General features: G+C 40.5%; 13 protein-coding genes. All 13 read right to left on the minus strand.

The annotated features are described in order from the left end of the window. Positions 1-63 precede the first annotated feature (63 nt). Positions 64-1,341 carry an MlaD family protein gene (locus tag UFO1_RS21060; protein ID WP_038673977.1) on the minus strand — a complete coding sequence of 426 codons (1,278 nt, stop codon included), beginning with the start codon at positions 1,339-1,341 and terminating at the stop codon, positions 64-66. Next, positions 1,338-2,102 carry an ABC transporter ATP-binding protein gene (locus UFO1_RS21065; protein ID WP_038673979.1) on the minus strand — a complete coding sequence of 255 codons (765 nt, stop codon included), beginning with the start codon at positions 2,100-2,102 and terminating at the stop codon, positions 1,338-1,340. The genes UFO1_RS21060 and UFO1_RS21065 overlap by 4 nt, the downstream gene beginning before the upstream one ends. A 137-nt stretch (positions 2,103-2,239) precedes the next feature. Then, positions 2,240-3,013: an ABC transporter permease gene (locus UFO1_RS21070; RefSeq protein ID WP_038673981.1), complete on the minus strand. Its 774-nt coding sequence runs from the start codon at positions 3,011-3,013 to the stop codon at positions 2,240-2,242. A 210-nt stretch (positions 3,014-3,223) separates the two neighbouring features. Then, a complete protein-coding gene (locus UFO1_RS21075) occupies positions 3,224-5,038 on the minus strand; it encodes a SpoIVB peptidase S55 domain-containing protein (RefSeq protein ID WP_236639271.1) in 1,815 nt (604 codons plus the stop codon). 7 nt (positions 5,039-5,045) lie between these two features. Next, positions 5,046-5,354: a biotin/lipoyl-containing protein gene (locus UFO1_RS21080; RefSeq protein WP_038673985.1), complete on the minus strand. Its 309-nt coding sequence runs from the start codon at positions 5,352-5,354 to the stop codon at positions 5,046-5,048. Positions 5,355-5,403: 49 nt separating this feature from the next. Continuing rightward, positions 5,404-6,813: a phosphodiester glycosidase family protein gene (locus tag UFO1_RS21085; RefSeq protein WP_038673986.1), complete on the minus strand. Its 1,410-nt coding sequence runs from the start codon at positions 6,811-6,813 to the stop codon at positions 5,404-5,406. A gap of 61 nt (positions 6,814-6,874) precedes the next feature. Then, positions 6,875-7,255 (minus strand): rod-binding protein, encoded by a 381-nt coding sequence (locus tag UFO1_RS21090; protein ID WP_038675532.1) that lies wholly within the window; start codon positions 7,253-7,255, stop codon positions 6,875-6,877. Between the two features lie 17 nt (positions 7,256-7,272). Next, the gene (locus UFO1_RS21095; RefSeq protein ID WP_038673988.1) at positions 7,273-8,385 is read right to left on the minus strand and encodes a flagellar basal body P-ring protein FlgI; all 1,113 of its coding nucleotides are present in this window, start codon (positions 8,383-8,385) and stop codon (positions 7,273-7,275) included. A 13-nt stretch (positions 8,386-8,398) separates the two neighbouring features. Further along, positions 8,399-8,995, minus strand: coding sequence for a flagellar basal body L-ring protein FlgH (locus tag UFO1_RS21100; RefSeq protein ID WP_038673990.1), 597 nt, complete (start codon positions 8,993-8,995; stop codon positions 8,399-8,401). A gap of 50 nt (positions 8,996-9,045) precedes the next feature. Then, positions 9,046-10,029, minus strand: coding sequence for a flagellar basal body P-ring formation chaperone FlgA (gene flgA / locus UFO1_RS21105; protein ID WP_038673991.1), 984 nt, complete (start codon positions 10,027-10,029; stop codon positions 9,046-9,048). Between the two features lie 9 nt (positions 10,030-10,038). Next, positions 10,039-10,827, minus strand: a complete 789-nt coding sequence (flgG, locus tag UFO1_RS21110) for a flagellar basal-body rod protein FlgG (protein ID WP_038673993.1) — start codon at positions 10,825-10,827, stop codon at positions 10,039-10,041. A 132-nt stretch (positions 10,828-10,959) separates the two neighbouring features. Beyond that, positions 10,960-11,703, minus strand: coding sequence for a flagellar basal-body rod protein FlgF (flgF, locus tag UFO1_RS21115; protein WP_038673994.1), 744 nt, complete (start codon positions 11,701-11,703; stop codon positions 10,960-10,962). A gap of 37 nt (positions 11,704-11,740) precedes the next feature. Further along, positions 11,741-12,769 carry a rod shape-determining protein gene (locus UFO1_RS21120; protein ID WP_038673996.1) on the minus strand — a complete coding sequence of 343 codons (1,029 nt, stop codon included), beginning with the start codon at positions 12,767-12,769 and terminating at the stop codon, positions 11,741-11,743. Positions 12,770-12,824: the final 55 nt, after the last annotated feature.

Raw genomic sequence — 12,824 nt, forward strand, 5'->3', positions numbered from 1 at the left:
ATATGGCTAAATATATCCAGTGTCAACAATAAAAGGAAATGATACCTTAAGATTTTAATTTTCTTAAAAGGTTTTCCTAACGCCCACATAAGTATTTCGATCAGCTTGCTTGTTGATGTTATCCGTCTGACCAACGATAAAGGTATCAGGGGCCACTTGGTATTGGGTACGCAGCTTAACTCTTACGTCATTCGGGTCATAGACATCAACGGATAGTCTCATTTGTTTTCCAACTTGCGTATCAACTCCAACTCCAACCTTACTATCAATTACACCAGCACGGCCAGAAAATTGTTCATTGCCTTTTCCGATCTGAAAATTCCCTTTACTACCATCCCCAATATTATTAACACCAATAATGGCAAAATCCTGAGGCGAGGTAGTAATCTTAACATCAGCATTACTGCTGTATTTTCCTGTATCATTATTGTATAAAGTTTCAAATCCCATTTTAGTTTGAATTGATGATACTTTCGTTAGCATTTTATTGGCCTTATCACTGGCTGCTCTAGCATTTTTCAATGTTTCTTTTAGGTTTTGAGCCGTTTCCGGATCCGTTACAACACCTTCTAGAGAAGCTGCCATTTTCTCTACACGCAAACTAGTATTTTTAATGTTTTGAATGGTTTCTCGCAAATCTTTGGCCGTTTGCCCATCATTATCGACCACTGCCAACATGGTATCTACCCGACCTGCTACATCTCGCAAACTGCGAGACATCGCACTTAAGTTACTTACCATTTCGCTTAAATTTCCCTCATTGTTTTGCACCATACGTGCCAAACCAGCTGTTAAAGTATTAAGATTGTCTGTAATCTCTTTGGCGTTTAGAATTGTCCCTTTCATCGCCGCTTTCACTTTGTCATCACCAATAATTTCATTTAACGATTTCACCAAATCATGCACTTCTGCTAACACCCGATCTGAAGAAGCAATCAGCTCGTCTAATCCCTGAATCTCTTCTCCCCTCACGACTGCATAAGGCACTAAAAAACCAGAACTTTTGCTAGGCGGGATAATGTTAACATATTTTTCTCCCATTAGGCCATCGGCCCCAATAACAAATTTGGATTCTTGGGGAATTTTCGTTCCCGGACTCATTAGCAAGGTCACCTTTACCCCTTCTGGAAGCACTTCTATACCCTTTATCCGCCCAACATCTACGCCTGCATAGCGGACTACATTGCCATCCTTCAAACCATTCACTTGACTAAATACAGCTTGGACTGGATACCCTTGATCGCCAAAAGTAAAACTACCTATATGGATAATCATATAAGCCAATAACAAAAAGGCAATCATACTTACGGAACCGACTTTGGCTTCTGTGCTCATATTCATTTTATTTCTGACCTCCTTCGAACATATGCGCCAGGTGATTTAAAACCGTGAATAAACTGCTGCACAATGGCATTTTCCGTATTTTTAATTTGATCCACGGTACCTATTTCGATAATTTGCCCACCATGAATTACTGCAATGCGATCAGCAATTTTAAAGGCGCTAGACATATGATGAGTAACCACAACAGAAGTAACTCCTAGTACACGCTTGGTGTTCATCATGAGCCTATCAATCGTCCCTGACATAATCGGATCAAGCCCCGCTGTCGGTTCATCATATAACATAATTTCTGGTCTTATTGCAATGGCTCTCGCTAAACTAACACGCTTTTTCATACCGCCGGATAGCTCATTAGGCATTACATTTTCTTGCCCTGCCAAACCTACCATTCGCAGGTTGCGAGAGATAACCTTCTTAATTTCTGGTTCTGACATATCCGTATGTTCTCTGAGGCCAAAGGCTACATTTTCCCCTACTGTCATTGAATCAAACAGAGCGGAATATTGAAATACCATCCCCATACCAATACGAATTTTATTTAAACTATCTTCTGATAGGTTAGTAATTTCCTGTCCTTTAACCCATATTTCTCCCTCTGTAGGTTTTAAAAGGCCGATCATTAGACGTAGTAGTGTGCTTTTGCCGGAACCACTAGGGCCAATAACCACCATAGTTTCCCCTTGAGTTACTTCTAAGTTTATATCTTGCAAAATAGTTTTCCCATGAAAACTCATGCTGATGTTAACCAACTTTATCATAAAATCACCGTCCTATGTTACAAACTGAAAAAAGTAACGTTTTTTTACCGCAGAGGCGCAGAGGACGCAGAGATGGATTTATATTATATTCTCTGCGCTCTCTGCGCCTCTGCGGTTAAGCATATCTCCTAATACCCTTAACGATAGATTAATAACGATAGGAAATAATTGCTGACAAAGATTAAAATAATAGAGCTCACTACAGAAGCAGTTGTGGCTTTACCTACACCTTCTGCGCCTTCCCCGGCTGTCAGTCCTTTGTAACAGCCAATGATGGCAATGATGCCACCAAAAAACATAGCCTTAACTAAGCCCCCCATTATATCATTGACTACTGCAAACAGTTTTATCGAGTGGATATAGGTAAAGGAGCCAATACCAGCATATAAAGTAGCTACTAAATATCCGCCTAATGTACCAATAATATCGGCAAAAACTACTAGCATCGGCACCATAACTACACAGGCCAGGAATCTAGGAACGACTAGGTATTTGATCGGATCAATTGCCATAACCCTCAAGGCATCAATTTGTTCTGTCACCTTCATGGAACCAATCTCAGCGGTAATTGCTGCCCCTACCCGTCCAGCTACGACTACACCTGTTAGAACGGGTGCTAATTCTCTGGCCATGGCAATTGCCACAACACCGCCTACAGATGACTGAGCACCATACTTAATAAATTCATTGGCGGTCTGTAAAGTAATAACCATACCTGTAAATAAAATAGTTAGTAGGACAATCGGTAAGGAATCCACCCCAAGATGTGCCATTTGATGCAGCACATGCTGCATTCTAGGTTGTTTTCGAAAGTGATAAACAGTATTAAAAAGCAGTATCATAATTCGACCACTGTTCTCTGCAGCATGAATCACGTGCCGCCCAATATTCTCCAAGAAAGATAGTAACATACGCAATCCCTCACATTGATATTTCACTTGTAGTAATCATTATATTGAGAATTTGTCATAATATGAAGTATTCCATAAAAAAGACAAGTTCCCTGCACCATCACCACTAGAAATTCATAAAACAAGAAAATCCCTCTTATGTAAATAGTCAATCATTATGAAAAACTATTCATATAAGAGGGTTATTATCTTATAGGAAAACCCTTTTTACTAATTATTTAGTTTGTCCTTTACCACTGTAACTAGGATTTGAGTATCGCCATCAATAATATAGTCCGTTGCGATGCGATTCTTAGATTTATTTTGATTTTTCATTTCTTTATTGCCACTATTTTTTGCATCTAGTTTCAAATGAGCCGTTTGTTCATCCAATGAACTCTCTGGACTTTTATTATCAACGTTATTTTTACTTACTTTGCTACCGCCCATAAGGTTCTCAATGCCCGTGTTGAAAACTTCTACAACAATCTCATTATTACGGTCACGTTCTACGAATTCTTTAATGACATCGGAAAAGCCTTGATTCTTTTGTTTTGGTTTTGCAAGCAGCAGCAAGCCTTCATCAAGCCCTTGCTGTTTTGATAATAGTTGCATTATGGGTACCATGCCGCCCCCTCGTACTTCTAAAGTAAGAGGACCTTCTGGTTGTTCTTTAGGAACAGTAAAGGGTACTATGCGGGCAATTGGTTCGCCACGAAAAGGCTTTATCTTAACGCCTATATCTATTGTCTCGCCAGGTTTTGCCGTAAGGGTCTTAGCCTTAGCCTCAACAATCGTTGCGGTACGACGCTCTTCACTAACTGAAACATTGACTTTAACATCCATAATATCAACTGGATTGTATTGATTGCCTGAGATCATTGTCATAGCATCCAAAAATTCACCTACAGCCGATTCCCCTACACTAGCAGGGCTATAGAACATGTTTTCCCGACGAATGACTTCCACGGGCATATTTCGCCCTGAAATTTCGAAACTAACTTTCGCAGTCCCTGGTCCCACTCTGTCTATTGTTTTATCAATCACATTGAATACAGTAGTCGCAGTTAAAATGGACGATAATTGCTCATCCTTTATTACTTGGATTGCCGAATCTGAGATCTTCCCTGTATCGTTGTCTTTTACCATTATACGTACAGGAATAATGGTAGGATACCTACCCAGTTTTCCGGCTACCGCCGCACCACGATCCTGATTAATTAAGCCAACGGCGTCTCCTGTTGTTCCTACCTTAAATGAATTCTCTAAACCCATTACGGTAGTAAAAACATACGCATTGGTCATAAAATAGCCAATATTCCCCTTCTTTAGGAAGGGATGTCCAAAGGCCAGCACCTTATCACCCTCAACATAAGTAACAGTTCCTAAAGCGGCTACACTACTATCACCTCGGACCAATTCTACTCCTACAGCACCGCCTGGTTCAAGGGGACCAAATCCTGCATCAGAAGGTGCAACTCCTACCTCGTAAGGTGATAAATTAAATGGCTTAAGTTTATCTTGCAACATTGATAAGGCATTACTGCTAAAGCCAGATACCATTAAGGGAGTTGCCATTTCTTCAAATCCTGGCAAATTATCCTCTACCTGCATAGAAGCATTGTATTTATCAGGCATTTCCCACAATTTGAGCATATCGGCTATGGGAGTAACCATACCAATTTTGTGATCTGTTAAAGACCATCCATAAGCGATAGCCCCAACTAGTTTATTATTAATGTATACGGGGCTGCCACTCATTCCTTGGGCAATCCCGCCAGTACGATCAATGACATCACCAAAAGTGCGTACTAGAATCAAGTCCCCGGATGGTCCCTTATTTTTCATAACCCCTAACACTTCTACCCCAAACTCTTCTAGTTTCGTACCAGAAACTACGGTTTTTCCTATACCTTGCATCCCTTGTTTTACGTCTTCTACTGGCATCATTTCAGGGGCAGCCCATACAGAAGATACGGGTAGTGTTAATAAAAAAATAAGCAGTGCCAGACGACACTGCCTGAATATTTTTTGCAAAACTATCATCCTTTCTCTATTTACCGACTTCAATACGAACAACTGTATCGCCTACGGTAATCTTACTGCCAGGTGTAACTAATACTTCCTTAACAACGCCATTTGTTGTGGCTCTCGATGCTGGGACTGCCCCAGTTAACGTGCCAACTCGCACCAAAATATCACCTTCATGAACAACAGTTCCTGGAGTCACTAAACCACTTGCCGTAACAGGCCCAGATAAAGTCGCCTTTTGATCTACTATATTACTCGCCGTAGCCAACAAACTACCTGCTATCAGTAGTAATGCTACTACTGCCACTGTTATCCTTTTTTTGTGTAGCATAAAAGCCACCTCCTTACTTAATTTCATTATACAGTATTGGAGCGAATTATCAATCCTTCGGAGCAATAATTAATGCATCGCCTACAGACCTTTCTCTTCCATCTGAAGGCTTATTTACGATTTTACCCTTTATTACCATTTCACTTGAACCGCCACCATCTAGATTCATCGCATCCACAGCGCCAAATTCCTGCATCAACAATGCTAATTCTAAGAGGGTCATACCAATACTCTGCTCTTGACGACCATCAACAACAACGAGAAGTATATGGCCATCTTTGGTCAGGCCAATCGCCGTTCGTGGAGCCCTGCCAACAGTTATATCAGAAGGAAACTCTTCTAATTTACTTGTTAAAAATACACTATTAGCTTTAATCAACCGTGGCCCTGCACCAAGAACGTAACTGGTACTATCCCATGCGGAACCTAGCGATTGATTGATTTTGATACTATCGCCAACTTTTAAAGCTGCTAATGCTTTTTCATTACTACCATGAGCGGATAAAACAACAGACCCTGGAGGTATGACAGCATTACCATGGGCGATGGCAGTAATGGTATCCTTACTTATAATATAATCTGTACCAAACTCATTAGTACCTGTCATATTGTCATAATAATTGTTATATAAAATCAGGTCATCTGGACCTCTTTCATGGTTGACACCCGTAATTGCTACTAATCGTCCATCTGGTAGGGTAACGCTTCCCTTATAGTCGATCTGATCAAACATAATTTGGCCATTAGGTAATATACCTAAAGCAGTACGCCCTACGGCCGAGGTACTTATTATCTGATCGCCCATTTTTAGCAAACCCAATATTTCCCCATTTGGAGCAAAATAGGAGGCATTAATACCAACAAGTGCCTTGGCGCGCTCGGTCATTGACAAAACACATTCCCGGTCGACAATCGAATCATTTGAGAGCACAGGTTTTACTTGATAAGCACTGCTAGGAGATAAATCAACAACGTAGGCAGTTATAGGGCCTGCATTAGTATTGCGGTATAACGAAGTATATTTTATACCCGTACTAATCTCTTCTTCGTATTTTTGATCAACTTTCTTAGTAATGTCTATCACTACCCGATTTGGATTGGCCAATGTAAATACCTTATAGGTAATAGCAGATGTTTTTAGGTTAATAACAACCCGCTGTTTGCCTGGCTGCACTTCTGATAATTGTAAATCCTTAACTGCTGTATCATTTAATAACAGCGTCGTTAGCTTGATTACACTAGTAGTATTAGTAAAATCAAGTACAATTTGATCCGGATTTGCAGTTAAATTGGCCGTATATACTGGTAGCTCATTTACATCAAATACAATTCTTACCTTATCTGGTGTTTGACTAAACCTAACTTTTTGCAGCACAGAGTTGCCCGGAGCAGCCCATGCAATTTGAGAAAATAAGAGTAGTAGAATCAAGATACTATAGAACCGTTTATAAGCCTTCATTATAAAATAACCCCCATATGAGCAACATCGAATTAATCTTTTTGTGAGAAAAGCCCAGGCACTATTTCGGTGCCTGGGACTTTTGAGAGACCGGTGCTGTAGCAACATGGAGTTGGCGATAAAGCATATCCGCCAATCCCATACCACCAGCTTTTGCCATGTCTTTTGTAATTTCACTATCTAGCATGGATTGCATGGTATCTTCCTGTGAACTATCCACTAACTTTGATTTCTGCACTGTTTTTCGCATGTCAGCCATCATTATGTTTAAAAATACAGCTTCCATATCTTGACATGTTTTTTTGAGTTTGGCATCATCTTTCGACGCTTTGGCCTTTTCTGTTTCCGCTGCCAAGCTGTCAGCAAAATCACCATTTGCTTTATTTTGCGCAGATCCTAAGGTATTTATCATACTAGTTGGACTTATTCCTGATATTTCCATTCCCACTTTTCCCCACCTTAAATTATCTGTAAATCAGCATGCAAAGCACCAGATGCTTTTATAGCCTGTAGTATTGAGATAATATCTCGCGGTGTAGCACCAATTGCATTTAATCCACGGACTACATCTCCTACACTTGCCGTTGATGGCAACACCATGATATTTGCCTTATCCTCGTTCACATTTACTGTAGTACTGTTCGTTGTCACAGTAGATCCGTTAGAAAAAGGTGGTGGCTGAGATACATCTGTCGTTTTTGTAATGCTAATACTAAGCCCACCTTGGGCAACAGCAACTTCGTCAATGGATACATTCGAACCCATGACAATGGTGCCTGTACGCTCATTAATCACAATTCTTGCTATATTATCAGGATTAATATAAAGTTCCTCTATCGCTGCCACAAAACCTACCACATTACTTCCATATCCACTGGGCACGGTTACAATAATCGTCCCTGGGTCCTTAGTTGTTGAAATGGAACCAAAGCGACTATCAATCGTATCAGCAATACGAGTTGCTGTAGTAAAATCGGGTTGGCTCAAAGACAAGGTAATGGATCCGTCTGAAGATACCAATTGTGTAGGAACATCACGTTCTACAATGGCTCCATTCGGAGTTGTACCCGTCGTAAGAAAGTTTTTTTGCTGGCTACTACCACCACCGCTAGCGATGTAGCCTCCTGTAGAAACAGGTCCTTGTCCTACGGCATACACTTGTCCATTCCCAGCCTTCAGAGGTGTTTGCAGTAAAATACCGCCTTGTAAACTCTTTGCGTCCCCCATAGAAGAAATCGTCACATCAATTGTATCACCAGGTTTTGCGAAAGCTGGTAATTGAGCAGTAACCATTACGGCAGCTACATTTTTCGATTTAAGTTGCGATTCAGTAACCGTTAACCCAAAACCTTTTAACATGTTGGCTACTGACTGTCTTGTTTGAACTAGTGTATTGGAATCACCTGTGCCAGATAATCCAGTTACCAGTCCATATCCCACCAATTGATTTGCCCGTACACCTTGCACCTTTGCTACGTCTTTAATCCGTGTTACTGCACTAGACGCCATTGCAGTTGTCAGAACAGACATAGCACAAATCGCAATTGCAACACTAACCGCTAACTTACGCATAATATCCTCCGTTTTAAAACAAGAAATTGAATAGTTGACTTATAATTCCTTGCCGTTGCTTCTTCGAAATAGGGCCATTACCATCCACTCGAATTTGCGCATTACCAATATAAGTAGATAATACTGTATTGTCTGATAGTATATCTTCAGGGCGAACCAGGCCGGAAACTGTAATTTTTTGTTCTTCACCATTTTGCTTAATGCTCTGTGTCCCTGAAATAACTAAAGTACCATTGGGTTTCACTTCGATAACCTGAGCCGACATTTGCCCCGTAACAGTATTTGTATTGGCAAGTGAACCTTTTGCCGTAAAAGAATCAGAGTTACCAGCAGTGGCTGAAGCGATACCATGAAAAATTCCTGTACCTGCATTCATACTTGTGCTAGAAGTTTTAGAGTTACTTGCATTACCAACACGATTCGCGCTGGAACTTTCATTAATGATAATCGTAAGAGTATCACCGACTGCGCGGGCTTTATGATCAATAAATAAATTGGCAGACCCAGCATCACTCCACAAGGACATCGCTGATACTGAAGATGCTGCCATTGGCGCCAAACACAAGAAACCTAACGCCAAGCTAACAATAATCTTTGTTAGGTTAAACATTTTACACCTTCACTTTCGAATCACTACATAATTTAAATTACTTAAGAATCTTATGTACCTTTATACGTAAGCACCTCAACCGTGCTTTCATTTAACACTTTACCTAAAATAATTTTGTTGGAATTTGCATTTCTCACACGAATTAGTTGCCCTTCATATCCATCTTGCATGGCCTGACCAACTGCTGTTACTTCCATAGTAGCAATACGAGTTACCAAGGTTACGGAACTACTTCGTTTGATTACAATCGGTTTAACCACCATAGAATCCGTTAACACAGCACCTGGAGTTATTGAACGTCTAGCCATTAATCCCACAATTTTTTTCTTATCCATAATATAACCTGCTGCTAGCTTACCTGTATCCATACGCTCAAATCGTAAAGCATCTTCTGTAATTAGATCTCCAGCATTGACCTCACGAGTGGCAACTGCTATCTGACGATATAGTTTTACATCAAATTTCAGTGGGAGTTTTGTAAATCTTTGTTCATTTACATTCGTAGTGATCAATACCGTTGTTGGAGTATTATAACGAATACCATAGGGTAACGAGGTACTAAGTACCACATTACCAATAGGAACCTGTATTTCTTGTACATTACCAACGGATGAAATAACAAGATCATCATCCGTAACAGTAGAACCAACCTGGCTCCTAATCGCCGATATGGCCTTGTCAATTAAAGCTTGTCCACTAATACTTTGGGAACTACCGCTAACCGTAAGACTACTGGGTATCTCCCAAGTGATACCACTTAAATCCGCGCCTGTGGCTACTAAACGCATATCAAGCATTTCTTTTGTCAATACAAAACTACTACCAGGATGCGGAGCAGCACCTAATTGTAATTGGCCTAACCTCTGTACTTGTTCTAAACTGCCACCGCCAATATCAGCAATTTCTCCTAGTGTTATTGTTTTGCCATTCACAAAAGCGTGTTCAAAAATTGTAACAGCAACGCCTTGCGCCAGTGCAAGACTCAAGGAAAAGCAAAATTGCAATAAAATCAGCAATCCTATTTTCTTTCCCATTGCTTTCACCTAACGTTTCAGATTGGCAGCCTGCTCAAGCATGGTATCACAAGTGGTGATTGCTTTTGAATTCATTTCATAAGCTCTTTGAGCCACAATCATATTTACCATTTCATCAACAACGGAAACATTAGACATTTCTAACGTATTTTGTACGATTGTACCTGCACTATCAGCACCTGGGTTACCAACTACTGCATTACCGGATGCTGCTGTTTCTTTTAACAAATTTTTCCCCATACTTTCAAGTCCCGCTGGATTTACGAATACTGCAAGCTGTAATTGTCCCAGTTCTTGAGGAGTCGTCTGACCAGATAGTGTTGCCGATACGCGACCATCTGAAGATACTGCAAGATTAGTCGCCCCTTCTGGTACCGTGATAGCAGGTTCTATTGGATAACCTTCTGAAGTAACAATTCGTCCCTGGGAATCCTTTTTAAAAGAGCCATCACGCGTATAGGCCAATGTACCATCCGACAGAGTAACTTGAAAGAAACCTTCACCTTCAATTGCCATATCATAGGCATTTCCAGTCGTTTGAAAGCTACCCTCTGTATATACCTTTTGTGTAGCGACTTGACGCACACCATGTCCAATTTGTATGCCTGTAGGTAATTGAGTATCTGCTCCCGTAGCCGTGCCAGCTTGCCGTATCGTTTGATACATCAAGTCCTCAAAATCGTTACGTACTTTTTTGAAACCTGTTGTATTGACATTCGCCAAGTTATTGGAAATAATATCTACATTTGACTGTTGGGCAGCCATACCTGACGCAGCTGTCCATAATGCCCTCATCATAATAAAAATCCTCCTATGTATGTGCTTATCTGCTTCTACTTTTAAAGCAGTGCTACAATCATTTTCTTGGAGATTACTCCTAATTATATTATCGCAAAAACAGACAAAAAACTTAAATTAATATTCTTAGTTTTAGATCTTGCCGACTTCACTTGCTGCTTTACCCAATAAATTGTCATGAGATTGAATTACTTTACCATTAATTTCATAAGCCCGGTAGTTAGAAATTAAATTCACCATTTCCCCAATCACATTTACATTGGCCATTTCCAAAGCGCCTTGCCTTACGCCACCACTCGCCGGCTGACCTTGTTGCCCTGCAGGTGCAATATATAAACTCGCACCCTCTTTTTTCATTTCTTTCTCATTCATAAAATCAGTTATTTCCAATTTGCCTACTTCATTACCATCAACAATCACACGTCCGTCGCTACCAACTGTCATTTTTCCACCGTTTATTATAATTGGGCCATTTTCTCCCAATACCCGATACCCATCGTTTGTAACAAGTTCGCCTCTTCTACTTTTGGCAAATGTGCCATTGCGAGTATAGCGTTTGCCTTGGGGAGTTTCCACCGCGAAGAAACCCTTCCCTTCAATTGCAAGATCAAAATCATTACCTGTAGTTTTTAGTGTACCAGTCGAGTGATCCGTCGCCACTTCATCCACCATGACCCCAACTCCCATACTACCGATAGTTGGAGATTCTGGACCATCATTCACCCGGGAAATAAGCATACTTGCAAAATCCTTAGTAATTGTCATGTCCTTTTTAAATCCAGCAGTATTAACATTTGCTAAATTATTTGAAATAACATCTGTACGCTGTGCCTCTGCTAACATACCTGACGCTGCAGTGTATAAACCACGAATCATGTTATCACTCCTTTTTTTACCCTAAAGCAAACTAATGTTAAGCAATACTACCTCGTTTTAGTGTTGTTAAACTATCTTCAAGAGTTCCCAAAGAATCTAAAGCTTTGCCTGTACCTAAGGCTACACAAGAAAGAGGATCTTCCGCTAGATAAGTAGGAATACCGGTTTCTTGCTGAATAAGCTTGTCCAAGCCATAAAGCATGGAGCCACCACCAGTCATTACAATACCTCTATCCATAATATCAGAGGACAATTCTGGAGGGGTGATTTCTAGCACTGTTTTTACTCTTTGCACAATAAGAGACACAGACTCATATAAGGCATCAAATGTCTCAGCTGAAGTTATTCGCAAGGTTTTAGGTAAACCAGACACTAAATCACGTCCACGAATTTCCATACTCTCATTGCGGCCTGTGGCTAATGCTGTGCCTATATTGACTTTTATTTGTTCTGCCGTACGTTCACCGATCATAACATTATATTCCCGTTTAACATAACGTACTAAAGCTTCATCAAATTTGTCCCCACCGACTCTTAAAGACTCGCTTACCACAATGCCACCTAAACTAAGAACGGCTACGTCGGTGGTACCGCCACCAATGTCGATTACCATGGAACCACAAGGCTCAGAAATATCTAAACCTGCACCAAGAGCTGCTGCCAAAGGTTCTTCAATTAAATAGGTTTTTTTTGCACCTGCTTGTACAGCTGCCTCTAATACTGCCCGTTTTTCTACTGTAGTAACACCGGAGGGTATACATACCATAATACGTGGTTTAAAAAAGATTTTTCTAGGAACGACCTTTTGAATAAAATGACGTAGCATAGTCTCCGTCGTATCATAGTCAGCTATGACACCTTCTCTTAATGGGCGAATCGCAATAATATTGCCTGGTGTCCGGCCAAGCATACGACGTGCTTCTTCACCTACAGCCAATACTGTATTCGTATCACGATCAATCGCCACTACAGATGGCTCGCGTAGTACAATTCCCTTACCTTTTATGTATACCAATACGTTAGCAGTCCCTAAATCCACTCCAATGTCCATTGACATTCCAAACATGTGTAATCCCCTTCCATTCCACTAGTACTTGTCCATATTTTCTTTTTATTTAAAC

The sequence above is a fragment of the Pelosinus sp. UFO1 genome, assembly GCF_000725345.1.
Lineage (GTDB): Bacteria > Bacillota > Negativicutes > DSM-13327 > DSM-13327 > Pelosinus.